The sequence below is a fragment of the Paenibacillus sp. FSL R7-0333 genome (genome assembly GCF_038000365.1).
In the GTDB taxonomy this organism is placed as follows: Bacteria; Bacillota; Bacilli; order Paenibacillales; family Paenibacillaceae; genus Paenibacillus_AQ; species Paenibacillus_AQ silagei.
In genome coordinates this window covers 3,793,296-3,819,744 of record NZ_JBBOBZ010000001.1, presented here as the reverse complement: position 1 = coordinate 3,819,744, position 26,449 = coordinate 3,793,296, and the positions used below count along the sequence as shown (strand labels likewise).

General features: G+C 53.9%; 28 protein-coding genes and 2 riboswitches. Of the genes, 25 read left to right on the top strand and 3 right to left on the bottom strand.

Annotated features, from left to right (window positions below; translation table 11 throughout):
* The first annotated feature begins 1 nt into the window (after window position 1).
* The 10 genes from MKY86_RS15905 to murB all read left to right on the top strand — a co-directional run bounded on the left by MKY86_RS15905 (window position 2) and on the right by murB (window position 11,743).
* A complete protein-coding gene (locus MKY86_RS15905) occupies window positions 2-1,921 on the top strand; it encodes a sensor histidine kinase (RefSeq protein ID WP_076079277.1) in 1,920 nt (639 codons plus the stop codon).
* Window positions 1,922-2,014: 93 nt separating this feature from the next.
* Window positions 2,015-2,773 carry a thioredoxin domain-containing protein gene (locus MKY86_RS15900; protein WP_083685062.1) on the top strand — a complete coding sequence of 253 codons (759 nt, stop codon included), beginning with the start codon at window positions 2,015-2,017 and terminating at the stop codon, window positions 2,771-2,773.
* Window positions 2,770-3,204, top strand: a complete 435-nt coding sequence (locus MKY86_RS15895) for a disulfide oxidoreductase (protein WP_076079276.1) — start codon at window positions 2,770-2,772, stop codon at window positions 3,202-3,204. Before MKY86_RS15900 ends, MKY86_RS15895 begins: the two co-directional genes overlap by 4 nt.
* 226 nt (window positions 3,205-3,430) lie before the next feature.
* Window positions 3,431-3,590: riboswitch (cyclic di-AMP (ydaO/yuaA leader) on the top strand.
* A 129-nt stretch (window positions 3,591-3,719) separates the two neighbouring features.
* On the top strand, window positions 3,720-5,537 hold the full coding sequence (locus tag MKY86_RS15890) for an APC family permease (RefSeq protein ID WP_076079275.1): 1,818 nt from the start codon (window positions 3,720-3,722) through the stop codon (window positions 5,535-5,537).
* A gap of 174 nt (window positions 5,538-5,711) precedes the next feature.
* Window positions 5,712-6,749 (top strand): ABC transporter substrate-binding protein, encoded by a 1,038-nt coding sequence (locus tag MKY86_RS15885; RefSeq protein WP_076079274.1) that lies wholly within the window; start codon window positions 5,712-5,714, stop codon window positions 6,747-6,749.
* 152 nt (window positions 6,750-6,901) lie between these two features.
* Window positions 6,902-7,963 carry a FecCD family ABC transporter permease gene (locus tag MKY86_RS15880; RefSeq protein WP_076079273.1) on the top strand — a complete coding sequence of 354 codons (1,062 nt, stop codon included), beginning with the start codon at window positions 6,902-6,904 and terminating at the stop codon, window positions 7,961-7,963.
* Window positions 7,960-8,994 carry a FecCD family ABC transporter permease gene (locus MKY86_RS15875; protein ID WP_076079272.1) on the top strand — a complete coding sequence of 345 codons (1,035 nt, stop codon included), beginning with the start codon at window positions 7,960-7,962 and terminating at the stop codon, window positions 8,992-8,994. The genes MKY86_RS15880 and MKY86_RS15875 overlap by 4 nt, the downstream gene beginning before the upstream one ends.
* Window positions 8,995-9,035: 41 nt before the next feature.
* The gene (locus MKY86_RS15870) at window positions 9,036-9,842 is read left to right on the top strand and encodes an ABC transporter ATP-binding protein (protein ID WP_036726562.1); all 807 of its coding nucleotides are present in this window, start codon (window positions 9,036-9,038) and stop codon (window positions 9,840-9,842) included.
* 9 nt (window positions 9,843-9,851) lie between these two features.
* Window positions 9,852-10,661, top strand: a complete 810-nt coding sequence (locus MKY86_RS15865) for a (2Fe-2S)-binding protein (protein WP_076079271.1) — start codon at window positions 9,852-9,854, stop codon at window positions 10,659-10,661.
* Between the two features lie 167 nt (window positions 10,662-10,828).
* Window positions 10,829-11,743, top strand: a complete 915-nt coding sequence (gene murB, locus MKY86_RS15860) for a UDP-N-acetylmuramate dehydrogenase (RefSeq protein ID WP_076079270.1) — start codon at window positions 10,829-10,831, stop codon at window positions 11,741-11,743.
* A gap of 96 nt (window positions 11,744-11,839) precedes the next feature.
* Here murB and MKY86_RS15855 read toward each other — a convergent pair whose 3' ends face one another.
* Window positions 11,840-12,175, bottom strand: a complete 336-nt coding sequence (locus tag MKY86_RS15855; RefSeq protein ID WP_076079269.1) for a hypothetical protein — start codon at window positions 12,173-12,175, stop codon at window positions 11,840-11,842.
* Between the two features lie 175 nt (window positions 12,176-12,350).
* Here MKY86_RS15855 and MKY86_RS15850 point away from each other — a divergent pair, with 175 nt between their 5' ends.
* The 8 genes from MKY86_RS15850 to MKY86_RS15815 all read left to right on the top strand — a co-directional run bounded on the left by MKY86_RS15850 (window position 12,351) and on the right by MKY86_RS15815 (window position 18,708).
* Window positions 12,351-13,091 carry a ZIP family metal transporter gene (locus MKY86_RS15850; RefSeq protein WP_076079268.1) on the top strand — a complete coding sequence of 247 codons (741 nt, stop codon included), beginning with the start codon at window positions 12,351-12,353 and terminating at the stop codon, window positions 13,089-13,091.
* A gap of 72 nt (window positions 13,092-13,163) precedes the next feature.
* Window positions 13,164-13,207, top strand: a riboswitch (PreQ1 riboswitch).
* 82 nt (window positions 13,208-13,289) lie between these two features.
* Entirely contained in the window at window positions 13,290-13,790 is a 501-nt protein-coding gene (queF, locus tag MKY86_RS15845) for a preQ(1) synthase (RefSeq protein ID WP_036726570.1), read from the top strand.
* Window positions 13,791-13,835: 45 nt separating this feature from the next.
* A complete protein-coding gene (gene queC / locus MKY86_RS15840) occupies window positions 13,836-14,501 on the top strand; it encodes a 7-cyano-7-deazaguanine synthase QueC (RefSeq protein ID WP_076079267.1) in 666 nt (221 codons plus the stop codon).
* On the top strand, window positions 14,501-14,983 hold the full coding sequence (locus MKY86_RS15835; protein ID WP_076079266.1) for a 6-pyruvoyl trahydropterin synthase family protein: 483 nt from the start codon (window positions 14,501-14,503) through the stop codon (window positions 14,981-14,983). The genes queC and MKY86_RS15835 overlap by 1 nt, the downstream gene beginning before the upstream one ends.
* Window positions 14,976-15,698 carry a 7-carboxy-7-deazaguanine synthase QueE gene (queE, locus tag MKY86_RS15830; RefSeq protein ID WP_076079265.1) on the top strand — a complete coding sequence of 241 codons (723 nt, stop codon included), beginning with the start codon at window positions 14,976-14,978 and terminating at the stop codon, window positions 15,696-15,698. Before MKY86_RS15835 ends, queE begins: the two co-directional genes overlap by 8 nt.
* Window positions 15,699-15,866: 168 nt before the next feature.
* Window positions 15,867-16,685 carry a VanW family protein gene (locus MKY86_RS15825; protein ID WP_076079264.1) on the top strand — a complete coding sequence of 273 codons (819 nt, stop codon included), beginning with the start codon at window positions 15,867-15,869 and terminating at the stop codon, window positions 16,683-16,685.
* A gap of 198 nt (window positions 16,686-16,883) precedes the next feature.
* A complete protein-coding gene (locus MKY86_RS15820) occupies window positions 16,884-17,798 on the top strand; it encodes a DMT family transporter (protein ID WP_076079263.1) in 915 nt (304 codons plus the stop codon).
* 73 nt (window positions 17,799-17,871) lie between these two features.
* Window positions 17,872-18,708, top strand: coding sequence for a class I SAM-dependent methyltransferase (locus tag MKY86_RS15815; protein ID WP_076079262.1), 837 nt, complete (start codon window positions 17,872-17,874; stop codon window positions 18,706-18,708).
* Window positions 18,709-18,745: 37 nt separating this feature from the next.
* Here the strand turns inward: MKY86_RS15815 and MKY86_RS15810 are convergent, their stop codons facing one another.
* Window positions 18,746-19,663: a LysR family transcriptional regulator gene (locus tag MKY86_RS15810; protein WP_076079261.1), complete on the bottom strand. Its 918-nt coding sequence runs from the start codon at window positions 19,661-19,663 to the stop codon at window positions 18,746-18,748.
* A 260-nt stretch (window positions 19,664-19,923) separates the two neighbouring features.
* Between MKY86_RS15810 and MKY86_RS15805 the strand changes: the two genes are divergently transcribed.
* From MKY86_RS15805 to MKY86_RS15775, 7 genes are all read left to right on the top strand, one after another.
* Window positions 19,924-20,877, top strand: coding sequence for a phosphate ABC transporter substrate-binding protein PstS family protein (locus tag MKY86_RS15805; protein WP_076079260.1), 954 nt, complete (start codon window positions 19,924-19,926; stop codon window positions 20,875-20,877).
* A 166-nt stretch (window positions 20,878-21,043) separates the two neighbouring features.
* The gene (gene pstC, locus MKY86_RS15800; protein ID WP_442792645.1) at window positions 21,044-21,877 is read left to right on the top strand and encodes a phosphate ABC transporter permease subunit PstC; all 834 of its coding nucleotides are present in this window, start codon (window positions 21,044-21,046) and stop codon (window positions 21,875-21,877) included.
* Complete coding sequence (gene pstA / locus MKY86_RS15795) at window positions 21,874-22,770, top strand: phosphate ABC transporter permease PstA (protein ID WP_036726586.1); 897 nt, start codon at window positions 21,874-21,876, stop codon at window positions 22,768-22,770. Before pstC ends, pstA begins: the two co-directional genes overlap by 4 nt.
* 51 nt (window positions 22,771-22,821) lie before the next feature.
* The gene (gene pstB / locus MKY86_RS15790) at window positions 22,822-23,598 is read left to right on the top strand and encodes a phosphate ABC transporter ATP-binding protein PstB (RefSeq protein WP_076079259.1); all 777 of its coding nucleotides are present in this window, start codon (window positions 22,822-22,824) and stop codon (window positions 23,596-23,598) included.
* 75 nt (window positions 23,599-23,673) lie between these two features.
* Window positions 23,674-24,231: a hypothetical protein gene (locus MKY86_RS15785; protein WP_340827180.1), complete on the top strand. Its 558-nt coding sequence runs from the start codon at window positions 23,674-23,676 to the stop codon at window positions 24,229-24,231.
* Window positions 24,232-24,307: 76 nt separating this feature from the next.
* The gene (locus MKY86_RS15780; RefSeq protein WP_076086115.1) at window positions 24,308-25,036 is read left to right on the top strand and encodes an MBL fold metallo-hydrolase; all 729 of its coding nucleotides are present in this window, start codon (window positions 24,308-24,310) and stop codon (window positions 25,034-25,036) included.
* Window positions 25,029-25,613 carry a TetR/AcrR family transcriptional regulator gene (locus MKY86_RS15775; protein WP_076086118.1) on the top strand — a complete coding sequence of 195 codons (585 nt, stop codon included), beginning with the start codon at window positions 25,029-25,031 and terminating at the stop codon, window positions 25,611-25,613. The genes MKY86_RS15780 and MKY86_RS15775 overlap by 8 nt, the downstream gene beginning before the upstream one ends.
* A 39-nt stretch (window positions 25,614-25,652) precedes the next feature.
* Here MKY86_RS15775 and MKY86_RS15770 read toward each other — a convergent pair whose 3' ends face one another.
* A complete protein-coding gene (locus MKY86_RS15770; protein WP_076086121.1) occupies window positions 25,653-26,312 on the bottom strand; it encodes a helix-turn-helix transcriptional regulator in 660 nt (219 codons plus the stop codon).
* Between the last annotated feature and the right edge of the window lie 137 nt (window positions 26,313-26,449).

Sequence of the window (26,449 nt, the reverse complement as noted above, 5' to 3'; positions counted from 1 at the left end):
GTTGGAACATCCTCACAACAATTACAATGATCTGCTTGTCCTCTTGTCGGTTGCGATAGCCTTTCTCTCCTGCTTCACGGCGCTCGATCTGACGGAACGTCTGCTTCGCGGCCAGCGGAGCTCCCGGTTCATCCTGCTCATCTCCCTGGTGCTTGGCACAGGCCTGTGGAGCATGCACTTCATCGGGATGCGTGCAATGGATATGGCCGTTCCGGTATCATATAATCTGCCACTACTGGCGTTCTCGCTAGTGATTCCCGTGGCAGCTTCTTATATGCTGTTAGCTATGCTGAATAACCCGCACACCCGCAGCAGGGTCTATCTGGCTCTGGGCGGCCTGTTGTTCAGCAGCGGCATCCTGATTATGCATTTCAGCGGCATTCTGTCCATGAGACTTACGGCAACGTATGAGCAAGGCGCCTTTTCTATTATTCTGGCGGTATTGTTCGCCCTGATCGTTCCGGTGGTCACCGCTTCCTACGATCCGAAGTGGCTGGAGCAGGCCTACAATATGTTCAGCTTCAAAAAGCTGCTGCTTGTCCTGACCCTGACCGGCGCGTTCACAGGCATCCATTACGCTGCCATGGCGGGCGCTTCATTCCCTCTAGGAGAACCGTCCAGTGCAGCCGCGCACATGCTCTATTTGCAGGATTCGATACTGGGAATGATCCTCTGCGGCTCCTTCCTGTTCATTGTGTCGATCGTCCTTGCTCTGTTGTACAGGGACCGGCAGCGGGTACTCCAGTCAGCCGCCTTCAATGAGCAGCGGTATACAGCGCTGTTCGAGCATAACCCTGATATGGTAATCTGCATTGATCCTGCCCGTAAGAAGATAATCAGTGCTAATCCTGCTCTGCGGGACATTACCGGATATAGCAGCGAAGAACTGGGGAATTATAAGGCGATACTATACAGCGAACGGGATGAAGCTGCCGTACGGGAAGCCATAACGCGCGCTTCACGGGGGCAGTCCTCCAAGCTGGAGCTGAAGGTACGGAGCAAAGGCGGGGAGCAGCTGATCTGTAGTGTCACCGTCTTTCCTTTGCTGCATCATACGGAGCAGTGGGTCTATATTGTGGCCGAGGATGTGACTGCCCTGATGAAGTATCAGTATGAGCTGCTGGAGGCCAGGGATGCCGCGGAGAGTGCGGTGACGATGAAAAGCGAGTTCCTCGCCACCATGAGCCATGAGATCCGCACGCCTCTGAACGGCATTATCGGCGTCAACCAGCTGCTGGCCGAGGAGATCAGCAATCCTGAGCATCTGGAGCTCCTACGGCTTCAGAGTACAAGCAGCCATGCTCTGCTGCATGTGATGAGCGATATTCTCGATATCTCCCGGCTGGAGGCGGATGCCCTCTCGCTGAACAAGGATTCTTTCGGGCTAAAGGCGCTGCTCCAGGGCTGTATGGACTTGTTCAAGGTGAGCACACAAGACAAGCCGTTATCTCTGGAGCTGGAGATCGAAGAAGGGCTTCCGGACAAGTTCACCGGGGACCCTGCGCGTATCCGCCAGATTCTGATCAACCTGATCGGCAATGCGGTGAAATTCACGCCATCCGGCACGGTAACAGTTAAAGTGGAGTCCTATGGCGTCAGGGAGACCGCTCAGGCGCTGCAATTCATGGTGCGCGACACCGGCATTGGCATCTCACCGGATAAGCTGCAGCTGCTCTTCCAGTCCTTCTCACAAGTGGACGGGTCGCATACCCGCAAGTACCCGGGTACGGGTCTGGGGCTTGCGATCTGCAAGAAGCTGGTGGACCTGATGCAAGGAGAGATCTGGGCAGAGCCGGCAGAAGGGGGCGGCACACAATTCTTCTTCAGAATTAAGCTGCAGTCGCAAGAGGATTCCCCGGAAGTATTTTTCGGCAAGGATACAGGGGAGGGGGAGTCAGCAGAGGAGAATGAAGCCGTATAAGACAGCGATTGCCAACAAGAGAGTTAACATTATATAATTTGAAAGTAACTATTCTTTTATCACGACAGTCCAGAGGACGGAAAGGAACTCTCTTTGAGCAAAACGAAAAAGAACCGTGTCATGGCTCCCCAAATGAGCAAGCAGGAGAAGCGCAGGGCAGAGCAGGAGCAGCAGAAGCAGAAAACGAGAATTCTGATCGTGAGTACGGTGGCCATCGTTATTATTATTTTTGTAGGCTTATTCATGCTTGCTTCCAAGGACTCTTCGCCTGCCGGCACAGACAGCACGCCGGTTGCCTTCAATTACAGTGAAATGATGCGGCTTGGCAAGGAGGATGCTCCGGTCAAAATAGTGGAATTCGGCGACTTCAAATGTCCGGCTTGCGCCCAGTTCACCGGTGTCATCAAGCCGCAGATCGTTCAGGGCTATGTAGATCAGAATAAAGCAGCCTTCTATTTCGTGAATCTGGCCTTCATCGGTAAGGATTCGAGAACGGCCTCCCTGGCAGCCCTATCGGTGTATCATCAGAACCAGGAAGCGTTCTGGAAGTACTTCGATGCGATCTATGCCAATCAGGGGAATGAAGAGGAGGAATGGGCTACGCCTGACTTCATGGTGAGTCTCGCCAAGCAGCTGGAACTGCCGGTGGATTATGATCTGCTGCGCAAGGATATTGATGACCGCACCTATGAGAAGGAGCTGGACCGGGATATTCAGCTTGGCTCCGATACGGGCGTAACGAATACGCCATCCTTGTACGTGAACGGCATCAAGGTGAAGGAGCCTTTCAATTTGGAGGCGATTGACGCCCAGATTCAGGCAGCAGCAGCGGGAGCAGGGGCCGCCCAATGACCGCCTTCTCTGCCTTCTGCCGGCGTAACTGTCTCTACTTGGCCTGGTTCGTCTGTGTGGTTGCTGTAGCGGGAAGCCTGTATCTCAGTGAGGTCCTGCATTACGAGCCCTGCAAGCTGTGCTGGTTCCAGCGGATCTTCATGTACCCGCAGCTGTTCCTGCTGGGGATCGCCACCTACCGGGCGGACAAGCGGATCATTCCTTACGTGCTTCCCCTTAGTCTGATCGGCGGGAGCATCTCTATTTATCATTATGCGGAGCAGAAAATTCCGGCGCTCAGCAAGGTGCTTCCCTGCACCATCGGCGTACCGTGCAACAAGGATTATCTGAACTGGTTCGGATTTATAACGATCCCTCTGCTTGCACTTATAGCCTTTGCCTTAATCTCCATTCTGCTCTGGACAGGACGCAAAGAGGAGCCGGCAGAGTAAGAAGCTGACGGGCAGAAGGAAGAGAAGAGAATACCCTTAATTTTAGCAAAAAATAATAGGCAAAAACCCTGTAAAATCACGTGGTAAAGGGATAATGAAAGAGAATGAAAGATCAAGACATACCGGATGATGGATTTGGTTGTTTTGAGTGCTTTTCATTCTTTTTTCATTTGTTTCCACGCTTTACGGAAGACGTGTTGTAGCTTAATATTAGTCCTTGTGAGAAGTTGAATATGCGCTGAATTTTCCGGAAGGAAAAACGGGGGAACCACACTTTGGCCAAGGCCAAAAGGGGTGAATCGGAGCAGGCTACCTGACCTGTAACCGTAGGGCTACCACAGTCCGAATCCGCCAGCTAACCTCGTAAGCCACTAGTGGGATAATGACCATGCACACTAAGGCATGCGGATCATTTCCGTATGCTTATTTTGGTGCCTGCATTTATGAAATCCACTTATGAAAACAGCGCAGGGAAAGCCCATTTCAACTTAACCAAGAGAGGAACTGTTACTACAATGGTAAGCAAGGTAAAACGACTATTGATCGGGCGTCCGATGAAGTCGAACGAACTCGATCATGAAAAGTTATCCAAGGTGAAAGCACTGGCTGTCCTGTCTTCTGATGCGCTCTCGTCTGTAGCCTACGGAACAGAACAAATTCTGATTGTACTGGTGGCCGCCGGGTTCACCGCTATCTGGTACTCCTTGCCAATTGCATTAGCCGTATTGGGCCTGCTGGCTATTCTGATTCTGTCCTACCGGCAGACGATCTTCGCTTATCCCCAAGGCGGGGGCGCGTATATTGTCGCCAAAAGCAATCTAGGGGTTCATACCGGCTTACTGGCCGGCGGCTCTCTGCTGGTGGATTACATTCTGACGGTGGCGGTAAGTGCCTCGGCGGGGACGGATGCAATCACTTCAGCTTTTCCAAGTCTGCATAATCATACTGTCCTCATAGCGGTATCTGTTATCGTGCTCTTAACAATTGTTAACCTGCGGGGAGTGACCGAATCGGCCTCCTTCATCGCTATCCCGGTCTATCTGTTCGTTGTTTCCATCTTCGTGCTCATCATCTCGGGGGTCTTCAAATATATGACCGGCGGCGCCCATGCCCATGTTCCTGAGATTGGCTCGGCGGTATCGAACGTGAGTATGTTCCTGCTGCTGAAGGCCTTCAGCTCCGGCTGTTCGGCTCTGACCGGGGTAGAAGCGGTCTCCAATGCTATTCCTAACTTCAAAGCGCCCGCGGAGAAAAATGCAGCCAAAACGCTGATGCTCATGGGCCTCATTCTCGGGGTAATGTTCACAGGTATTACGCTGCTCGCTTACTGGTACGGTATCATGCCTGATGAGAAGGCCACGGTGGTCTCACAGATTACCGAATCTACCTTCGGCCGCGGCGGACTGTACTTCTTCATTCAGGGGATTACGGCGGTTATCCTGTTCCTGGCAGCCAATACGGCGTACTCAGCCTTCCCGCTGCTGGCGTTCATGTTCGCCAAAGACAAATATCTGCCCCATGCCTTCATGGTGCGCGGCGACCGGCTGGGCTTCTCCAACGGTATTATTTTCCTCGGTGTCATGTCGGCTGTGCTGGTGGCGGCGTTTCACGGGAATACGGAAGGACTCATTCCATTATATGCAGTAGGGGTATTCATTCCGTTCACGCTGTCGCAGCTGGGCATGATGGTCCAATGGTACAGAACGAAGCCGAAAGGCTGGCAGAGCAAGTTCGCCGTCAATACGGTGGGGATGCTCACTACATTAACGATCACCCTGATTTTCATAATCACTAAATTCTCCAGCGTGTGGATGGCCTTTATCTTCCTGCCGGCTGTTATCATCGTGTTCCACCGGATTCACCGCCATTATATGAATATTGCCGATCAGCTGCGGATCTGTCCGGCTACCGATAAGCCTTGTATCAAAGGAAGCACCGTAGTCGTTCCGGTCGCCGGTGTGACTCGCGCTGTACTGCATTCGATCAGCTATGCGAAGTCATTGACCGATAATGTGGTCGCTGTATATGTGGGCTTCGATGAAGAAGAGATTCACAAGATGGAGCAGAAGTGGGAGGAGTGGAACCCCGGCGTACGCCTAATCGTCCTGCGCTCCCGCTACCGCAGCATTATCCGCCCGCTGGTGAAGTTCATCGATACAGTAGAGTGGAAGACCTCTTCAACCGATCATATTACCGTCCTGATTCCGCAATTCGTGACCAAGCACTGGTGGCAGGCGGTGCTGCATAATCAGACCAGCCTGTTCATCCGCTCTTATCTCATGAATCAGAAGGACATTGTCATCGCCACGGTTCCTTTCCATCTGCATAAATAATATAGAAGATTATAGGAAGACGGCTGTTTCTGCTTGATGCGGAGACGGCCGTTTGGTCGTTATTATAAGTTATTGGTTGACATAGAGAATGAGAATCAATATCATCAGTATAGACAAGATGAAGGTAACAGGGCTTTTGCCAATCATGAGGGTAACATACTGGAGGGGTATTCAATGTTTTCGTTCAACCTGCAAGGATCAAGAAGCGGGAAGCTGGCGGTGGCCGGACTTATGACTACAACACTGCTGCTGTCCGCTTGCGGAAATAATAATAGCAACGCAGGCAGTAACGGTGGATCAGGCACCGCACCTGCGGCAACCGCAGAAGCGACTGCGGAGGCCACAGCGGTACCTGCAGCAACTGCAGCACCCGCTGTGGAGAAGACCGTAACGGATGCAATGGGACATAAGGTGACCGTTCCCGCTAATCCGCAGCGTGTAATTGCTTCTTATCTGGAGGATTATCTGGTAGCACTCGGCGTGACTCCGGTTGCCCAGTGGTCTACGAAGAATGGTACTCAGGCTTACCTCGCTGCTGAGCTTAAGGATGTTCCGCCGATCAGCTATGACCTGCCGCTTGAAGCGGTTACCAGCTTCACGCCGGATTTTCACATCGTCCAGTCGGAGGGCTCGGTTCAGAACGGTCTTTATGACCAGCTGAATAAGATTGCACCAACCTATGTACTCGGCGATGAGGTCAGCAGTGACTGGCGTGCGGCCTTGCTCAAGATCGGTGAGCTGCTCAATAAGACACCGGAAGCGGAGAAGGCTATTGCAGACTATGACCAGAAAGCGGCTTCGGCCAAAGCGGCTGTATCTGAGGCGATTGGTGATGATTCAGTAGCGGTCCTGTGGCTGGTGTCTAAGAATTTCTTCATCGTGGACGAGACCCGCAGCAGCGGTGCGGTATTGTATGGCGATCTTGGAGTGAAGCTCCCAAATCTCGTGACCGACATTCCTGCAGAATCCAGAGCACCGTGGAACCCGATTTCACTGGAGAAATTATCTGAGCTGACTGCAGAGCATATCATTCTGGTGAATAGTGACAAGGCAAGCGGAGCTGAGATTACAGAAGGTGCAGTCTGGAAGGGAATTCCGGCCGTTAAGGCAGGGAATGTTCATGAATTCGGCAAAGATACCAGTTGGCTGTACAGCGGCCCTATAGCCAATTCCAAGACCATCGATGATATTCTGAGCAGTTTTGTAAAATAGGTTCTTTACCGGCCGGAGAATAGTGCAGGCTTTTATATCCTCAGGATATAGAAGCCTGCCTCTTTTTTAAGTTGAACAATATTCATATCTTTGCGATAATGAGAATCATAATCATCTATATTTCCCTAATAATCCTGATAAGGAGACGGCATATGGCTTCATCCACAGATTCTGCTCTACAAGCTCCTTCTGTTGAAGGGAACACATCTGTCCGGTCGCGGCCGCTTGCCGCTGCTGTTATTCTGGTGCTGGGAATAGCAGCGATTGTCTTCGGCCTGATGGTATCCGTATCGGTCGGTGCGGCGGATATCCGGCTGGTTACCGTATGGGAGGCGGTGTTCCGGTTTAATCCGGAGCTGCCCCAGCATCAGGTCATCCGGGAGCTGCGGATTCCCCGGGCTGCCGCAGGAGCGCTGGTCGGCGCATGTTTTGCCGTTGCCGGTGCGATTATGCAGGGGATGACCCGCAACCCGCTGGCGGATTCCGGACTGCTTGGTCTTAATGCAGGTGCGGGCGTTGGACTGGCCCTGGCTTTTGCCTTCGCGCCAACATTATCCTTCGCGTACATCATGCTGTACTGCTTCCTTGGAGCGGCTGTGGCCTCACTGCTGGTATTCGGGATCGGTTCGCTCTCCCATAGCGGATTGACCCCGCTTCGGCTGACCCTCGCCGGTGCGGCAGTAAGCGCCATGCTGCTGGCGGTCAGCCAGGGCATTGCTATCCTGTTCAGCCTCTCCCAAGATATCGCCTTTTGGATGGCCGGGGGGATTGGCGGAGCGAGCTGGAAGCAGCTGCAGGTAATATCTCCTTGGGTCGCGGCGGCCCTGATCGGTGCGCTGATGTTGTCGCGTTCGATTACGCTACTGAGCCTGGGCAGGGATGTTGCAGCAGGTCTCGGACAGCGCACCGGTCTGGTACAGACTGCAGGGATGATTATTGTCGTCATCCTCGCCGGAGCGGCAGTCTCCACGGTGGGGCCGATCGCTTTTGTCGGATTAATGATTCCGCATATTACGCGTTACCTCGTCGGGGTTGACTACCGCTGGATTATTCCCTGCTCAGCAGTCCTTGGAAGCATTCTGGTCCTGGTGGCCGATATTGCGGCCAGGATGATTAATGCGCCATACGAAACACCAATAGGTGCCTTAATTGCAGTATTCGGCGTACCGTTCTTCATCTATCTGGCCAGCAAACGCAAGGGGGAGCTGAAATGAACCGTTCCACCTCATTCCCCCCGGCCAAACCACGCCATTCCAGAGAGGCTGGTATTCTGACACTGCTTGCTGTGCTTATCGTCATTCTGTTTCTGGTCAGTATGAATACCGGCTTAATGCGTCTGTCACCGCTCGAAGTTCTACATACCCTATCCGGCAACGGCACCAAGCAGCAGCAGCTGATTTTGTTTGATTTCCGGCTGCCGCGCATCGTGATCTCCTTGCTGATTGGTGCAGGCTTCGCGGTAGCCGGTGCAATTCTGCAAGGCTTGTCGCGTAATGCTCTGGCTGAGCCTTCCACCCTGGGGATCAATGCCGGAGCCGGATTCGCCGTTCTGATCTTTATCTCCTTTGTACCGGCTACTACAGCAGCTCCGATCCTCGTGCTTCCGCTACTGGCGCTTGCAGGGGCCTCGCTTACTGCAACACTGATCTACTTCCTGTCTTACAGGAGGGAGGATGGGCTCTCGCCGACACGGCTGATCCTGATCGGGATTGCTGTGGGTGCCGGGATATACGCTTTTCAGCTTATTTTGTCATTAAGACTCGACCCGCAGAATTATCAGTTCGTAGCTATCTGGCTGGCCGGCAAAATCTGGGGCGGAGACTGGCGGTTTGTGCTGGCCCTGCTACCCTGGATATTGATCCTGCTGCCGTTCGCATTTTACAAAGCCCGGGTGCTCAACGTACTGAATCTGGGCGATGAGCTCTCCAAGGGACTGGGCCTGCCGCTCGAACGGGAACGGCGGTGGCTGCTGGCTGCGGCTGTTGCGCTGGCAGGAGCCTGTGTATCGGTAAGCGGCAGCATTGGTTTTGTCGGGCTAATTGCGCCGCACCTGGCCCGCAGGCTGGTCGGCCCGCGCCATCAGATCCTGCTGCCTGCGGCTGCCCTGATCGGAGCCCTGCTGCTGCTTACGGCAGATACGATCGGTCGCTGGATCCTGCAGCCTGCGGAGGTACCTACTGGTATCGTAGTGGCGATTATTGGAGCACCGTACTTTTTATATCTTTTGGCCACATCGAAAGCGTAATACAGGGATGTATATATTAAAAAATCTAAGGAGTGTTTATCATGTCGGAACGTTTAAATACAGAGCAGCTGAGCATCGGATATGCGGAGACTATGATTGTAAAGGGGCTGAATCTATCGCTTCCGACAGGGAAGATTACAGCGCTTGTCGGGGCGAACGGCTCCGGGAAGTCCACGATTCTGAAGACAATGGCCCGGATCATGAAGCCGAAAAGCGGCAATGTAATGCTTGACGGGAAGTCCATTCACAATCTCTCCACCAAAGAGGTGGCCCGCCAGCTGGCGATTCTGCCGCAGAATCCTACTGCCCCGGACGGCTTAACGGTATCTGAGCTGGTAGGGTATGGACGGTATCCGCATCAGAAGGGCTTCGGCAGCCTGACGCCTGAAGACCGCAGCATTATTGCCGAGGCGATTGAATTGACCGGCATGAATGAATTCCGTGACCGGCCGATTGACCGTCTCTCCGGCGGACAGCGGCAGCGGGCCTGGATCGCCATGGCGCTGGCCCAGCAGACGGATATTCTGTTCCTTGACGAGCCGACGACCTTCCTGGATATGGCCCATCAGCTGGAGGTGCTTCAGCTGCTGCAGAAGCTCAATGAGCAGGAAGGCCGGACAATTATTATGGTTGTCCATGATTTGAACCATGCCTCCCGTTACGCGCAGCATATGGTAGCGATCAAATCCGGTAATGTGATCAGCGAAGGCGCTCCGAATGAGGTAATGACACCGGCTGTGCTGCGTGAGGTATTCGGCATTGAGGCGGATATTGTACCTGATCCGCGTACAGGTGTGCCGCTCTGTCTGCCTTACGAGCTGGCTGCGTACAAAGTTGCCGGGCTGTAGGAGAGGAACATGAATGAATTCCTGAGGCAAGAATATAAGTCTAAATTTGACCTCCATCTTGAGGTGCCGGAGGGAGCCGTGTATTCCTTCGCTGCTGCTGAGCTGGCAGAAGAGGCGGGGATGAGGACCTTCATGGAGGCTTACCGGCCGCTGATGAAGGCGCTCGACGATAAAGCGGCCGGTGCGTACTTCGGCGGTTATCTGAGCATTATTGCACTCGCGGTCCAGTATTCCGTGACCGGCTTCTTGTGCGTACCGGACTTCAGCTTACGGAACCTTCAACTGCATCTTGTTCCGGCAGATGGCTACTGCAGAATTGCCTTCTCGCTTCGTGAATGGGGGATGGTACAAGCTCCGGCAGATGAGTCGGGCCGGAAGGCTTGGCGTAATGAGGCGCTCACCAGCTTCTACCAGAGCACGGCCGGGCCGCTGATCCGGATGGCTTCACAGGTGAGCGGACTTTCGCCCGGGGAGATCTGGGGGCAGCTGCCGACCAAATTCAACTATTATGCGGAAGCCTTTGCCGCTGAACTGACAGATCCGCTCCTGCTTCGCCGGCTGGAGGAGGATTACGCGTATCTGAAGGATGAGCTGCCCGCTGCCGTATTCGGGATGCCGCGGAATCCGTTCCAGGTGAAGGTACGGAGAATTGAATCGCTCACGGACCCGCAGCAGACGGTTCAGTTGCGTAACCGCTGCTGTATGTATTACAGGACTGAGGGCGGACGGCTGTGTTATACCTGCCCCCGGATGAAGGAGGAGGAGCGGTCCGCACGGCGGGAGGAATTCCGTGCCGAGCGCGCAGCGGCTGGAGAATAGGGTATAATTGGGAATTTCGAAACATAATAATGCTGTATGCAGCTTCGTAACAGGCTCCTGTCATTGACAAGGGAGCCTGTTCGTTGTTAAAGTTGTGGTTGCTGAGGCGTGATTGGCCGGCGATGAGCCCCACCATTATCTTGTTCATAGAGTTAGGAGCATGAAGAATGAATATTGACAACATATATGAGGATTTGCAGCCGCTTGTTACAGCAGGCTCACTGAAACGCCGGGAGAGCCTTAAGAATCTGGTCTATACCCGCATGGGCGGCGAAGCAGATATTTTGGCTGCTCCTGTTACATATGAAGAGATCCAGAGTATCTATGCTTATGCCCAGGATCATCAGATCCCGCTTACAATTCTCGGCAACGGCTCCAATGTCATTATCCGGGACGGAGGCATCCGCGGCATCGTGCTCCAGACCTCCGATCTGTCTGAGATGGGCATTCGCGACGGGCTACTCTATGCGCAGTGCGGGGCGAAGATTATCGATGTCTCGGGCTATGCGCTGGAGCAGGCGCTGACCGGTCTGGAATTCGCCTGTGGCATCCCCGGCACGGTAGGCGGGGCGCTATATATGAATGCTGGAGCCTACGGCGGGGAAGTGAAGGATGTGCTGCACAGTGCGCTTGTCGTTGACCCGGACGGCCAGCTTGTGACCCTGCACAGCGACCAGCTTCAATGGGGCTACCGCAAAAGTATCTTCTCCAGCGGAAAGTATATCGTGCTGGAGGCCAGATTTGCGCTTCTTCCAGGCGATCCTGCCGCGATTAAGGCGTCCATGGATGAGTTAACCTATCTCCGGGAATCGAAGCAGCCGCTGGAGTATCCGTCCTGCGGCAGTGTATTCAAGCGGCCGCCGGGCCGGTTCGCGGGGCAGCTGATTCAGGAGAGCGGACTCCAGGGGACGCGCATCGGAGGTGCAGAGGTCTCACGCAAGCATGCGGGCTTCATTATCAACGCCGACAATGCAACGGCCAGCGATTATATCGGATTGATCCAGCATGTACGCTCAGCGGTGAAGCACAAGTTCGATGTGGAGCTGGAGACGGAAGTAGAGATTATAGGGGAAGAACTATAGACGATAGTTGTGGAAAAAGAGGGTGCAGTCCTAAGCCGGAATGTTGGTTTAGGACTGCACCCTCTTTAGATTCTTACGGCCGGAGCCGCCGGATAATCAGCTTACAGCCAGTGAATATTTCGCCCGGCTCGTTTGCAGATCCACCTTGGCCTCGGATACCTCATGAAGCTCTAGTCCGCTCACTGCCAGCTCATATCCCGGCTGCGGCAGAGGCACAAGCTCACCATCCGCATTCAAGGTACTGCCTGTACCGCGCAGTATGACTGCACTGTCCAGGTAATCATCCATGACATCGTCAGCGTTCCGGTAGTCAACGGTCTCCAGCTTGAAGTGGACGGTGTCCAGGTCATCCAGCTCCTGCTTTTCGATGACCAGCGTTGTATCTTTCCGGGCTTCCAGCCAATCTATAAGCTTCTGTACGTTTGCTTCCATAGTATGATCCCATCCTTCGGTTAATAGAGATTGTTAATTCTAAGTTACCCCTTTCCATGCAAATGAATCCGTGCAAATTAGTTGAACTATGCAAGGTGTTTGCCGTTCTTCATTCGTGTGTAAACTATTCTTATGCATTGTAATAATGCCAATATCTTATAAGAAGGTGAAGCGGATGGGAAACGCATTGTTATGGGGCGCAGTCTCCGGCTCGGCGGTCTTGATTGGCGCACTCTTGGCCTTATTCCTGCGGATTCCGAATAAGCTGATCGGCTTCATTATGGCGTTCGGGACCGGTGTCCTGATCGGCGCGGCGGCGTATGAATTGCTAGAGGATTCGGCCAGTGACGGCGGACTGGCCCCGACGATTATCGGGTTCACCGCTGGAGCGCTGGTGTTCACGGTGTTCGACTGGCTGATCTCGCGCAAGGGCGGAGCCGGACGTAAGCGCTCAGCCAGAGCGTCTTCAGGGAAGAGTGATGCCAAGGGCGGAGGGCTGGCTATTTTTGCCGGAACGGTACTGGATGCGATTCCTGAATCAATCATGATCGGCGCAAGCCTCATTGCCGGTCAAGGCGTTAGCGTACTGCTGGTCATTGCCATCTTCATCAGCAATATTCCCGAAGGCTTGTCCAGCACGGCTGGACTGAAGCAGGACGGCTATGGCAAAGGCAAGATTATGCTGCTGTGGCTCGGCGTACTCGCTATCTCCACACTGGCCTCAGGGGCGGGATATGAGTTCATGGATCACGCAAGTGGGTATACGGAAGCGCTGATTGCCTCTTTTGCCGGAGGAGGGATTATTGCTATGGTGTCCTCCAGCATGATGCCCGAAGCCTACGAAGAAGGGGGGCCGCTCACGGGGTTCATCGCTGCGATGGGACTGCTGTGCTCGCTGATTCTGGATCAGCTGTGAGGGTTGTCAAGCCCGCTGTAATCATGGTATAGTTCAAGACGCACCAAGATAAAGAAGGAATCTGCGCCGCGCGCAGGAGAGGTTCGCGAACTCCCTCTATAAAAAACTAAGCTATCTTAGTAGAGCAAGGTTTTCGAAATCTCGTTCTTCTTTCCAGTTCAGGCCAGGGGCCTAGGGAAAAGAGAGGGGTTTTTTGTCATGTCAGAAGGCAGAATGCAAGAGGAAATGCAGGAGGTTACCCTGCTGGGCAACCAAGGCACGCAGTACAAGTTCGGCTATGATCCGGGGATTCTGGAGGCGTTCGATAACAAGCATCCCGGCCGCGATTATTTCGTCAAATTCAACTGTCCCGAGTTCACCAGCCTGTGTCCCGTGACCGGTCAGCCGGATTTCGGGGTGATGTATATCTCGTACATTCCTGATATCCGAATGGTGGAATCGAAGTCACTGAAGCTCTATCTGTTCAGCTTCCGCAATCATGGGGATTTCCATGAGGACTGTGTCAACATTATTATGAATGATCTGATCTCGCTGATGGAGCCGCGTTATATCGAAGTGTGGGGCAAATTCACGCCGCGCGGCGGCATTTCCATCGATCCTTACTGCAACTGGGGGCGTCCGGGAACCAAATATGAGGCGATGGCCGAGCACCGGCTGATGAATCATGATCTGTATCCCGAGAAAGTGGACAACCGTTAATCCGCAGAAGCCAGCTTCACAGAGCAATAAGGAGGAGAGATCATTATGGTAAATAGAAAAGCATTAGTCGTCTTCAGCGGCGGCCAAGACAGCACAACCTGCCTGGCGTGGGCATTGCAGGAATTCCAGGAGGTTCAGGTGGTCACGTTCAATTATAATCAGCGCCATGCGGCTGAGATTGAAGTAGCCAAGGCGATAGCCGCAAGGTTCGGCGTGAAGCAGCATATTCTGGACCTGGGGCTGCTAAACCAGCTTGCTCCGAACGCCTTGACGCGGGAGGATATTGACATTACCGCAGGCGAGGGTGAAGAGCTGCCCAGCACGTTCGTGGATGGACGTAATCTGCTGTTCCTGTCCTTCGCGGCCATTCTGGCCAAGCAGCTCGGATACTCCAATATCATCACCGGGGTCTGCCAGACGGACTTCAGCGGGTACCCGGACTGCCGCGATGTGTTCGTGAAGTCGCTGAATGTCACGCTTAATCTGTCGATGGATGTGGAGTTCGTCATTCATACCCCGCTGATGTGGCTGGACAAAAAGCAAACCTGGAAGCTGGCAGACGAGCTGGGCCAGTTCGATTATGTCCGGGAGCAGACTCTGACCTGTTATAACGGAATCATTGGCAGTGGCTGCGGCACCTGTCCGGCTTGTCTCCTGCGTCAACGCGGTCTGGAGCAATATGAGGCAGAGCGTCAGGAGGCGGGACTATAATGCGGGGCGAAGTAGCCGTCTGCAAAATTTTCACCTTCGACGCTGCCCATCAGCTCATCGGACACAAGGGGAAATGCAGTAATCTGCATGGGCATACCTACAAGCTTGAGGTAGTGCTGAAGGGTGTGCCATCCGCACTGGAAGGGCAGTCGGATGAAGGGTTCGTCATCGATTTCAGCGATATTAAGGCGGCTGTGCAGGAGGCGGTGGTTGGGCGGCTGGATCATGCTTTTCTGGCGATGGGCAATGAGCCTGTGCTGGAGACGCTGAAGGCGACCGGCTCTAAGGTAGCGCTGCTCTCCTTCCGCACCACAGCGGAGAATCTGTCTACCTACATTGCCTATGAGCTGAAACAAGCGGCGTTGCCGGTGTATTCGGTCAAGCTATGGGAGACTCCGACCTCCTGGGCTGAGGTGCTGGCAGCAGATATCCCCGAGGAGGGACCGGCGTACCGGCTGTATGGTGGCTGCGATGATGAGTAGAATCCCGGTTATTGAAATGTTCGGCCCGACAATTCAGGGGGAAGGTGCGGTGATTGGTGTCAAAACGATGTTCGTCCGCACCTACGGCTGTGACTACCGCTGCGGCTGGTGCGATTCCGCCTTCACCTGGGACGGCTCGGCCAAGGATAAAGTAACGATGCTTACGCCGCAGGAGATTCTCGCCGGGCTGCTGGAGCTGGCCGGGGAGAATTTCAATTGTGTCACCATCTCCGGGGGGAACCCGGCGCTGATCGGGGAGGCGATGGGAGAATTCATCTCCCTCCTCCACGAGCGGGGCATCCAGGCGGCGATTGAGACGCAGGGCAGCCGTTGGCAGGACTGGTTCCATGAGGTGGATGTGCTGACGATCAGCCCCAAGCCGCCCAGCTCCGGGATGCAGACGGACTGGGATAAGCTGGATGAGATTATGCATAGAGTCGCTGATAACGGCAAGGCTGCGCATAGCCTGAAGGTGGTTGTTTTTAACCAGGAGGATTATGAGTATGCCCGCAAGGTCCGTTTCAGGTACCCTGAGGTCCCGCTGTTCCTGCAGCCGGGTAACGATAACGTCACCGAGGAAGGCGACATCTCTGGCCGTCTGCTGGGGCGGCTGGAATGGCTGTTCGGGCAGGTCATTGCCGATCCGCAAATGAACCGTGCACGGGTGCTGCCGCAGCTGCATGCCCTGATCTGGCATAATAAGCGGGGGAAATAGCGCGCCTGCTGCCGGGATGAAACCGAATAGAGTTACTGATGGCCGGGCTTCCGTTACAGGGGAGTTCCGGTCTTTTGCTGTAATAGAAATGGGACAGAATTGTAGCCTCCGGCTGGTTCAGTTGTACTATAATTGAACAATGATGTGGGAGAGGGAGGAAATCATTCCATGAATTCGGTAATCAGCAACATGAAGCCCATCCGGCGGTCCAAGCTGCGATTATTTGCAGGCAAGCGGTATTTCACCTGGAAAAGATACTGGAAATGGATCACAGCCAGCGGACGTCTGGCTACAGAACAGCGCAGTGAAGCTCTGCCGTACGAAGCGGCCAGTCATGCTACCCCGCTGCTGCGCAAATTGCGCAATGTGGATATGCAGCTTCAGCACAACAAAATCGTGAACTTGAGGCTCGCGGTGGCGAAGCTGGACGGGCTTGTCATTCAACCGGGCGAGAGCTTCTCTTATTGGCGCAGGATCGGCAAACCCACGCGGAGAAAAGGCTACCTCGACGGGATGGTGCTCCATTATGGCGGGTTCCGTTCCGGCACAGGCGGCGGGCTCTGTCAATTGTCCAATCTGATCTACTGGATGACGCTGCATACGCCGCTGACCGTTACCGAACGGCACCGGCACAGCTATGATGTCTTTCCGGATGAGCAGCGGACCCAGCCCTTTGGGAGCGGGGCTACCTGTGCCTATAATTATCTGGATCTCCAGCTGCGCAATGATACACAGCACGCTTATCAGCTTAAGCTGCATCTGGATGAGACCCATCTGCACGGGGAATGGCGCTGTAACGGGCAGCAGCTCTACCATTACGAAGTGTATGAAGATGGGCACCGCATCAGCCTGGAGCCGTGGGGCGGGTATATCCGGCGCAACGCGATCCGGCGCAGAGTGCTGACGCATAGCGGAGAGCTTGCCGGAGACGAAGCGGTGGCCGAGAACCACGCGCTGATGATGTATTCTCCGCTGCTGCACGGATAAATCCGCAGGATTTGGGGTTATACCATAGTGTAAGGAGACAAGTATAAGGCATGGAACCCGTCGGAGGCGGATTCTGTGCCTTTGTTTGTGCTGAATAGCAACATATAGATTCTATATTTTGAAAAAATGCTGCTTTTTTCGCCGATTTACGTTAAATTAACATAATGAGTCTTACATCCTATGAAGGGGCGTTCTGTCATGCGTACCAATAAACCGTCCGTTCCCGTACCTTTCCTGATGGTAATCGGAATTGTGGCCATTTCGTTTTCTTCCATCTTCATTAAATGGTCCTCCGCGCCCGTATCGGTCCAAGGGATGTACCGCCTGCTGTTCACCTCGCTGCTGATGCTGCCGTTCGCCCGTCCCTATAGCGGCGCACTCTTTCAGCTGCGGCGGAAGGACTGGCTGCTGCTGGGAGTGTCCGGTGTCATGCTTGCCCTGCATTTTCTGCTGTGGATGGGTTCGCTGAATTATACCTCGGTAGCCAGCTCGACGATGATTATGGCGCTGGAGCCGTTATTCATTATGCTCGGTGCGTACATACTGTATAAAGAGCGTAATTCGGTCTTTGCTATCCTGGGGATGGCGATTGCCATCTTCGGCGTTACTTTTATCGGCTGGGGAGACATTGGCTTGTCTGCTGAGAATCTGAAGGGCGACATGCTGTCGGTTGGAGGAACCGTAGCGGTAGCCGCACATATGCTGCTTGGACAAAAGCTGGTGGCGCGTATGCCGTCCTATCTGTACAGCCTGATTGTATTTATCGCTGCGGCCGCCGTATTTGCCGTCTACAATCTCGTGACCGCCACACCGTTCTTCGATTATCCGGCCCGGGAATGGGGCATCTTCGTCCTGCTGGCGGTGGTGCCCACCGTCTTCGGCCATATCCTGTTCAACTGGCTGCTGCAATATACGTCGGCGACTACCGTCTCCATGAATATCCTGGGAGAACCTGTTGGCGCGAGTATTCTCGCATTCCTGCTGCTGGATGAGCAGCTTAGCGGCCTGCAGTGGGCGGGCGGCATGCTGGTCATGGCCGGGCTGGGCGTCTATCTGTATGCCGGGCGAAGGAAAGCGCTGAAGCTCCGGCAGTCTCTGCCGAACGCTTCCTAGCTATATGCGGACAGACCCGTGAGGCAAACTTGATTACATTTTATAGAACATAGATAAAGGGGTAACGAAAGCAATGAATGAACCTAATCAGAATGAACCGGATGGCCTCAATAAGGAGGCGGCACCTACAAGCGAGGAGCTGTGGAATGAGGATACCTATGCGGCCTGGACCAGCCGGTTTGGAACCCCTGCGGAGGCTGCGGAGAAGCTGTCGAAGGACCCTGCGGGGAAGCTGTATCCGCTGAATACCTATCTCGGTGAAGTGAAGGGCCGGAGGATCATGAATCTGATGGGCTCTAACGGCATGAAGGCGGTAGCGCTGGGGCTGCTAGGGGCTGAGGTGACTGTCGCGGATTTCTCGGAGGCCAATGCCCGTTATGCTGGTGAACTCGCGCAGGCGGCCGGAGTGCAGCTTGACTATATCGTGTCGGATGTCCTGGAGCTGCCGGAAGCGCAACTTAACGGCTCTTATGATACGGTTTTTGCCGAAATGGGGATTGTTCACTATTTTACGGATTTGACTCCGTTCATGGCTACGGCCTACCGCTTGCTGGCACCGGGCGGAACGTTCGTACTGCGGGATTTCCATCCGGTAACGACCAAGCTGATCTCCTCCAAGGGGTCGACGGCCAAGGTGCGTAAGCATAAGGTGAGCGGGGATTATTTCGATACGGCGCTTGAAGAGAAGCAGGTGTCCTATTCCAAATACATGCCTTCTCCAGGAGGAGCACCGGAGGCGGACAAGCCGAATGTCGTCTACTGGCGGCGCTGGACGCTGGGCGAGCTGGTTACCGCTGCCGCTGCCAGCGGACTGGTGATAAGAGAGCTGGTGGAGGAGCCCAATCTGTCGTCGGATGTGTACGATAAGGGAATTCCCAAGACCTTCACCCTGGTAGCTGTCAAAAGATAATAAGGTTCACCATCACACGGTATCCCCGTTAGCGCAGTTACACAGGCGCTCCGGGGATACCGTTTATTTGTGCAGAACTCGCTGCCATCCCAGCAAAAGCCTGCTGGAGCGGGGAAAGCGTATAGTCCTTGCGCCAGGCCAGCACAAAGGATCCGTCAGCCGGAAGAATTCCGGGCAGCTTGGCGTAGGCCAGACGGCCCGCCGCTACTTCACCCTCAATCCCGGAGCGGGAGAACACGCCCACCATTCTGCCTGTGTACAGCATCCCCTTGACGGCCTCCGGCGAGCCCAGCACCGCATGGTTCCAGACTCTTACATTATTAAGCTGTGCCCACTGGTCGGAGATTCCGCGCAGGAAGGAGGCGGCTTCATGCTGCACCCAAGGCTCGCGGGCTACGGCTTGGGCGGTCAGCTCCTGCTCCCTGGCAAAGGGATGCTCCGGCGCAAAGACCAGCACGGTCTCCTCTTCAGCAATCACCTGCGTATGGAAGGTATCATCCTGGCCCTCTGCACTATGCAGCACGGCGAGCTGGATCTCCCGGCTGCGCAGACGTTCCCGGATGGCGTCATCCGGCAGTACGGATAAGTAGACATCGATCCCGTCATATTGCTGTGTGAATTGGGACAGCAGTTTGGGCACAAGATAACTGGCAGGGATATCGCTTGCGGTAAGCTCCAGATTCCCCGAGGCAAGCGAGGTGAACTGTTTGACCGTCCGCTCGGCCTCGGCGCTCAGCGAGACAATACGGACCGCATACTGATACAAGGCGCGTCCGGCATCCGTCAGCAGGACCCGGCCGCTCCGGTACTGGAACAGGGAAGCACCCAGCTCACTCTCCAGACTTTTCATATGGAAGGAGACGGTAGGCTGCTTAAGGTTCATCTCGGCGGCGACATCCGTTACTTTTTTATATTTTTCGATGAGAACTAGGATTTGCAGCTTTACAAGGTTCATGAAGATTCCTCCGGGGATGGGGCAGAAAGACCCCTATTGTTGTTTCGGTATAGATTTTATCTATTCAACTACTCAATTAATATTATAACTTTTATCCTCCGGTTTACAAACTCAGTACTTTTATCTAACGAACGGGCCCTAGAATAAGAAGAGTCAGAAGAGACGCTGATAGACACACAATAATGCTTCCCAAGTGAGTTTTGTACGAAGCAGATGGAACGCAGCAGACACTCACAAAACCTTTAGGAGGAAAAAAAACAATGCAATTCAAAAAATCGTGGATCATGGCTTTGACTCTTACCAGCGTACTGGCACTTTCAGCATGCGGCAACGGAAACAACGGGGGAAATAAGGCAACAACCAATAACGGAGGGAATACACCGGCTGCTACAAACACAGAATCCAGCAGCGGTGCGAAGCTGAGCGGTTCGGTCCTGGCATCAGGCTCCACAGCACTTCAGCCGCTCGTAGAGCAGGTCGCTGAGAAATTCATGGATGCGAATGCAGGCGTGGACATTCAGGTTCAAGGCGGCGGCAGCGGAACGGGCTTGACTCAGGTCTCTGAGAAGCAAGTCGATATCGGGAACTCGGACGTATTCGCTGAAGAGAAGCTGAAGGATGCAGCGAAGGCGGCTGAGCTGGTGGATCATCAGGTGGCGGTTGTAGCGATTGCGGCAGTAAGCAACCCGGCAGCAGGCGTAGACAGCTTGACCAAGCAGCAGCTGGTAGATATTTTCACAGGTAAAATCACGAACTGGAAAGAGGTCGGCGGTGCAGACCAGGCCATCCAGATCATCAACCGTCCGGCAAGCTCAGGTACCCGTGCTACCTTCGAGAGCTTCGCTCTTGGCACCAAGACCGAGGATCTGAAGGGCTCGATCCAGGAGGATTCCTCCGGTACGGTTAAGAAAATGATCGGCGAAACACCGGGGGCTATCGGTTATCTGGCGCTGTCCTACCTCGATGATTCCGTAAAAACTCTAAGCTATGACGGCGTTGAGCCTTCTGTTGACAACGTAGTGGCTGGTAAATATCCGGTGTGGGCTTACGAGCACATGTACACTAACGGTGAACCTAATGAGACTGTAAAAGCCTTCCTGGATTACTTTCTGACGGATGAAGTACAGACTGGCGATGTGGTCGAGCTTGGCTACATCCCGGCTTCCAAAATGCAGGTATCGCGTGATGTTGCAGGTACTGTAACACCTAAATAACCTTGAACGGTTCACAGTTAGGATCGGATTTCAACTTTAATGTGATTAGAGGCGGATAAACTCTGCCTCTCTTTTCACTTTAGAAAGAGGGAGCATCTTGAGGGGACAACCAACAAACAAGCGGCTGGAAAAACATCATATAGAAAATTTAATCGGACGTATTTATATGTCCTTTTGTGTACTGCTGCTCATTGTCATCATTATATCCATGGTCTATTTCGTAGCCTCCAAAGGCGTGGCCAACTTCGTGAGCGGTGAGGTCAAGGTCTCTGAATTCCTGTTCGGCACGAAGTGGTCGCCTGAAGCAGACACACCTTCCTACGGAGCCTTCCCGTTCATCTCGGGTTCCTTCCTGGTCACGCTGCTGGCTGCGCTTATCGCAAGTCCGCTCAGTATCTGCGCTGCGCTCTTCATGACAGAGATTGTGCCGGGCTGGGGTAAAAAGCTGCTGCAGCCGGTCATCGAGCTGCTGTCAGGCATTCCATCTGTTGTCTACGGGTTCGTAGGCTTAAGCGTCATTGTTCCATTTCTGCGGGATACGCTGCCCGGACAGGGCATCGGGGTGGCTGCAGGCGCGCTAGTGCTGTCGGTCATGATTCTGCCGACGATTACCAGCGTGGCTGCAGACGCGCTTGCTTCATTGCCGCAAAACTTGAAAGAATCCTCCTTTGCGCTCGGTGCCACACGCTGGCAGACGATCTCCCGGGTCATTCTCCCGACGACCTTCCCGGCGATTATGACGGGTGTAGTGCTTGGTATGGCCCGCGCCTTCGGCGAGGCTCTTGCCGTGCAGATGGTTATCGGTAACGCGCCGTTCGTGCCTCACTCCCTGTTCGAGTCCGCGTCCACCCTTACCAGTGTCATCACGCTGGGCATGGGGAATACCACGATGGGTTCACCGCAGAACAATGCGCTGTGGAGTATGGCGCTGGTGCTGATGCTGATGACCTTCGTATTCGTCCTGCTGGTGAGAATGCTCGAAAGGAGAAATAAAATTTGAAGCCGAGAACTGCGAATAAAATAGCCACAGTCGTTATCGTAACCTTTGCATTGCTGATCGTAGCCATCCTGGTTAGCTTGCTCGGATATATCCTGATCCGCGGTTTCAATCATATTAGCTGGGACTTCCTGACCTCCGCGCCGCAAAAGATCCGCGCAGGCGGAGGCGTCGGGCCGCAGCTGTTCAACTCCCTGTTCCTGCTGGTGCTGACCTTGATCATCACCGTGCCGCTGGGGCTGGGTGCCGGAATCTTCATGGCGGAGTATGCCCGTCCCGGCAAGCTGACCAACTTCATCCGTCTGGTCGTGGAGGTATTGTCTTCCTTCCCGTCGATTATCGTGGGTCTGTTCGGTCTCTTGCTGATCGTCAACACCTTCAATCTTGGGTTCTCCCTGATTTCGGGTGCGCTCGCGTTAACCTTCTTCAACCTTCCGCTGATGGTGCGCATCACGGAGCAAGCCTTCCGCACGGTGCCTAAGCAGCAGAAGGAGGCAGGCTTCGCGCTCGGATTATCCAAGTGGAAGATCGTTACCTCGGTCTTGCTCCCGGTAGCCTTGCCGACTATTATCACTGGCACAATCCTGTCGGCTGGCCGCGTGTTCGGTGAAGCAGCCGCGCTGATGTTCACCGCAGGAATGAGCAGCCCGCGCCTGGACTTCAGTAACTGGAATCCGCTGAGCCCTTCCTCACCGCTGAACCCGTTCCGTCCGGCGGAGACGCTGGCGGTGCATATCTGGAAGGTCAACAGTGAAGGCCTGGCACCGGATGCGCTTCAGATCGCAGCGGGTGCTTCAGCCGTCCTGGTGCTGACCGTATTAATCTTCAATCTGGCTGCCCGTTACTTCGGCAGATTCATCTACCGCAAGCTTACTGCATCCAAGAGAATGAGCTAAGAATAGACAAGGCAATCCGCTTTTCAAAAAGAGTCTGTAGGAGGAACTAAGATGGGAATCGCAGAGCCAGTCGTACGCGAGTCGTTTCAAACGGAGGATCTGAGTATATTCTATGGAACTTATGAGGCGGTGAAGGGGATTAGCCTTCCTTTTGCCCAGAATACGGTGACCGCATTGATCGGCCCTTCGGGCTGCGGGAAATCAACCTTTCTTCGTTCGCTGAACCGGATGAATGACGATATTTCCGGCTCTACGACCAAGGGCAGCATCTGGATTGACGGTGTCGATATCAATGCTACAGGCACGGATGTAATCAAGCTGCGGCAAAAGATCGGCATGGTCTGGCAAAAGCCCAATCCGTTCTACAAATCGATCTACGACAATATCGCCTTCGGCCCGAAATATCACGGCATCAAGGGCAAGCAGGCGCTGGATGAAATCGTCGAGAGCAGCCTGCGCCGCGCCGCCCTGTGGGACGAGGTCAAAGACCGCTTGAAGGATTCCGCTCTGGCGTTGTCCGGCGGACAGCAGCAGCGTCTGTGTATCGCCCGGGCGCTGTCGGTCAACCCGCAGATCCTGCTGCTTGATGAGCCGGCTTCGGCCCTTGACCCGGTATCAACCGGTAAGGTAGAGGAGCTGATCAAGGAGCTGAAGGAAGAGCTGCGCATTGTGATCGTCACTCACAACATGCAGCAGGCCGCGCGGATCTCGGATTACACCGCCTACTTCTATCTCGGCTCTCTGGTGGAATACGACAAGACCGAGAAGGTCTTCACGAACCCCGAGAACCAGATGACGCAGGAATACATTATGGGCCGGTTTGGCTGAGCGGGAGACGGGCCGGGACGCGTATAGAAGGGAATAGACAAATTCGATCACACTGATCGTTCAGGACACCATCCAATGCGGGTGGTGTTTTTGGCTGTTCAGGAGATAAACAGCCGCGAGGGGGGCGGACTCAATGTAATCGAAAAACCGATTACATTGGGCGGAGCGAGGGCTTGCGGACTCAATGTAATCGAAAAACCGATCACATTGGGCGGAGCGAGGGCGTGCGGACCCAATGTAATCGAAAAACCGATTACATTGGGCGGAGCGAGGGCGTGCGGACTCAATGTAATCGAAAAACCGATTACATTGGGCGGAGCGAGGGCGTGCGGACCCAATGTAATCGAAAAACCGATTACATTGCGCGGAGCGAGGGCGTGCGGACTCAATGTAATCGAAAAACCGATTACATTGGGCGGAGCGAGGGCGTGCGAACTCAATGTAATCGAAAAACCGATTACATTGGGCGGAGCGAGGGCGTGCGAACTTAATGTAATCGAAAAACCGATTACATTGGGCGGAGCGAGGGCGTGCGGACCCAATGAAATCGAAAAACCGATCACATTGGACTGGCACGAGGAGCAGAGACTGGATGTCGCCACACCCCTGCCTAAGCCGTTCACTTTTGTATGAGTAAATATCTCTTGCGAAACTAATCTCATTAGTTTATATTTTAACTAATGAGATTAGTTTCGAGGAGGAAGTTACGATGAGAGTAACAAGAGAAGGCCATTTGCATCAGCTTACGTGGCTGCCGCGTATTTTTCCAGTGAATTGTTATTTGATCGAGGAAGAACAGGAGCTTACACTTATTGACGCGGGAATGTCCTATAGTCTGCACGGGATTCTGAATCAGGTTGCCAAGCTTGGTAAGCCGCTGACCCGTATTATTCTCACTCATGGTCATATGGATCATGTCGGGGCGCTTGATGCCTTGAAGAAGGAGGTGCCGGAGGCTAAGGTCTATATCTCGGAGCGGGATGCTGCATTGTTGGCTGGTGACCGCTCGCTTAGAGCCGGTGAGCTGCAGACTCCTATTAAGGGCAGTGTACCCGCCAAAATAGTGACCCGGCCCGACATTCTGGTGCATGACGGCGATAGCATCGGCTCGCTGACAGCGTTCAGCACTCCCGGACATACGCCGGGATCGATGTCTTTTCAGGACCGGCGCAGTGGAGCGCTGATCGTTGGTGATGCGTTCCAGACCTTCCGGGCCACGGCAGTGTCCGGCAAGAAGGTTCCCTGGTTTCCTTTTCCGGCTATGGCGACTTGGAGCCCCGAACAGGCCTTGGTGAGTGCCTACAGGCTGATTGATCTTGCCCCTTCTGTACTGGCGGTAGGACATGGTGATCTGCTTGTAGCTCCGATAGAGGCGATGAAGCGGGCGGCTGCGGAGGCCGAAGGGCAAGTAAAGGGAGGAGAGAGGGTACATGGCTAGAGCAGGACTGGATACACACACGCTGGTACTGGCCGCAGCAGAGCTGGCAGACGCACACGGAATTGAGGAAGTTACGCTTGCTGCGCTGGCCGCCAAGCTGGGCGTACGTTCTCCGTCGCTCTATAATCACATTAACGGACTCTCAGGGCTGCGTACACTGATGGCGGTATATGGTCTGGAGCAGCTGCATGAGGTCATATCGGAGGCAACGGAGGGGCTAAGCGGAGAGGCTGCAGTACATGCCATGAGTCAGGCTTACATCGGATTCACCAGAGCGCACCCGGGGCTGTACCAGACGACGCTAAAAGCACCCGAACAAGGAGACACCGCTCTGGAAGCGGCGGGAGGGAAGATCCTGTCGCTCATCATCCAGGTGATATCCGCATTCGGTTTGGATGAGGAAGGCAATCTGCATGCTGTCCGTGGACTACGGAGTATCCTGCATGGATTGTCTACCCTGGAGCATCAAGGCGGATTTGGAATGCCGCTTGACCTGAATGTTACACTCACCCGGCTGATTAATACCTATATTGCGGGAATCCGCTGTATGGGAGCGGACGAAGTACGCCTGAAATAACAACAAAGAGCAATCTCCAAGAAGAGGTTGCTCTTGTTGTCACGGCTTATGTTGCCTTACGGTGTAGATACAGTTTCTGCCTCCCTTTAAAATGTACTCCCCCCGTTCAATATGAATATCCTCCCCTAGAACGGTTTTAAATAAATGCAGTTCATTCTTGCATAACCCGGTACATACAGCCGCCGCTTCACAGATCGGGCAATGTTTCTCGATGAATAAGAGACTGCCATCCTCCTGCTCCTTAACCTCGGCCATATAACCTTCATTCGTTCGAATCTCGGCCAGTTTCTCCAATTTCTCTCTAACATCCGATGCCGTACCAAGATGCTTGAGATATTGTGCCTGCATGTTTTTATTTCGAACATCCAGCAGCTTGTCCAGCCCTTCATTGCCAAAAGCCTCTTTCATCGAATTAATGAGACTGATGGATAAATCCGAATATCCGGTTGGAAAAAAACGATTAGCTGCGGGTGTTAATATCCACAGCTTGGTGGGCCGGCCCATGGGACGGGCCTCTTCCACATTCGTAACCAATCCCTCTTCCTTCAGTGCATTCAAATGTTGGCGAATAGCCATTCCAGACAGCGAAAAATGAGCGGAGAGGGTCATAACATCCATGCCCCCACGCTCCTTTAACAGATCAATGATCGCTCTTCGGGTACGGGTGGAGACATCCTTTTTGATTTCATTCCGGCTCATGGTGCTCCTCCTTTTTGCAGCTATTGAAGCTTCATCACTCCCTACATTTTAAATAAAAATGTTGACAAAGTCAAAGGCCGAATGTAGCCTAGACATTATAAACAAAAATGTTTACTAAGTATCCGGATACGATGTAT

Bases quoted from the DNA above. Each gene is read 5' to 3' on its own strand.
- MKY86_RS15870 (WP_036726562.1), top strand. From the start codon at position 9,036: ATGTCGGAACGTTTAAATACAGAGCAGCTGAGCATCGGATATGCGGAG.
- MKY86_RS15895 (WP_076079276.1), top strand. From the start codon at position 2,770: ATGACCGCCTTCTCTGCCTTCTGCCGGCGTAACTGTCTCTACTTGGCC.
- MKY86_RS15810 (WP_076079261.1), bottom strand. From the start codon at position 19,663: ATGAACCTTGTAAAGCTGCAAATCCTAGTTCTCATCGAAAAATATAAA.
- MKY86_RS15885 (WP_076079274.1), top strand. From the start codon at position 5,712: ATGTTTTCGTTCAACCTGCAAGGATCAAGAAGCGGGAAGCTGGCGGTG.
- MKY86_RS15850 (WP_076079268.1), top strand. From the start codon at position 12,351: ATGGGAAACGCATTGTTATGGGGCGCAGTCTCCGGCTCGGCGGTCTTG.
- MKY86_RS15890 (WP_076079275.1), top strand. From the start codon at position 3,720: ATGGTAAGCAAGGTAAAACGACTATTGATCGGGCGTCCGATGAAGTCG.
- MKY86_RS15820 (WP_076079263.1), top strand. From the start codon at position 16,884: ATGCGTACCAATAAACCGTCCGTTCCCGTACCTTTCCTGATGGTAATC.
- MKY86_RS15825 (WP_076079264.1), top strand. From the start codon at position 15,867: ATGAATTCGGTAATCAGCAACATGAAGCCCATCCGGCGGTCCAAGCTG.
- MKY86_RS15780 (WP_076086115.1), top strand. From the start codon at position 24,308: ATGAGAGTAACAAGAGAAGGCCATTTGCATCAGCTTACGTGGCTGCCG.
- MKY86_RS15875 (WP_076079272.1), top strand. From the start codon at position 7,960: ATGAACCGTTCCACCTCATTCCCCCCGGCCAAACCACGCCATTCCAGA.
- MKY86_RS15880 (WP_076079273.1), top strand. From the start codon at position 6,902: ATGGCTTCATCCACAGATTCTGCTCTACAAGCTCCTTCTGTTGAAGGG.
- queC (WP_076079267.1), top strand. From the start codon at position 13,836: ATGGTAAATAGAAAAGCATTAGTCGTCTTCAGCGGCGGCCAAGACAGC.
- murB (WP_076079270.1), top strand. From the start codon at position 10,829: ATGAATATTGACAACATATATGAGGATTTGCAGCCGCTTGTTACAGCA.
- MKY86_RS15835 (WP_076079266.1), top strand. From the start codon at position 14,501: ATGCGGGGCGAAGTAGCCGTCTGCAAAATTTTCACCTTCGACGCTGCC.
- MKY86_RS15865 (WP_076079271.1), top strand. From the start codon at position 9,852: ATGAATGAATTCCTGAGGCAAGAATATAAGTCTAAATTTGACCTCCAT.
- pstB (WP_076079259.1), top strand. From the start codon at position 22,822: ATGGGAATCGCAGAGCCAGTCGTACGCGAGTCGTTTCAAACGGAGGAT.
- pstC (WP_442792645.1), top strand. From the start codon at position 21,044: ATGTCCTTTTGTGTACTGCTGCTCATTGTCATCATTATATCCATGGTC.
- queF (WP_036726570.1), top strand. From the start codon at position 13,290: ATGTCAGAAGGCAGAATGCAAGAGGAAATGCAGGAGGTTACCCTGCTG.
- MKY86_RS15775 (WP_076086118.1), top strand. From the start codon at position 25,029: ATGGCTAGAGCAGGACTGGATACACACACGCTGGTACTGGCCGCAGCA.
- MKY86_RS15815 (WP_076079262.1), top strand. From the start codon at position 17,872: ATGAATGAACCTAATCAGAATGAACCGGATGGCCTCAATAAGGAGGCG.
- MKY86_RS15770 (WP_076086121.1), bottom strand. From the start codon at position 26,312: ATGAGCCGGAATGAAATCAAAAAGGATGTCTCCACCCGTACCCGAAGA.
- queE (WP_076079265.1), top strand. From the start codon at position 14,976: ATGAGTAGAATCCCGGTTATTGAAATGTTCGGCCCGACAATTCAGGGG.
- MKY86_RS15855 (WP_076079269.1), bottom strand. From the start codon at position 12,175: ATGGAAGCAAACGTACAGAAGCTTATAGATTGGCTGGAAGCCCGGAAA.
- MKY86_RS15805 (WP_076079260.1), top strand. From the start codon at position 19,924: ATGCAATTCAAAAAATCGTGGATCATGGCTTTGACTCTTACCAGCGTA.
- MKY86_RS15785 (WP_340827180.1), top strand. From the start codon at position 23,674: ATGCGGGTGGTGTTTTTGGCTGTTCAGGAGATAAACAGCCGCGAGGGG.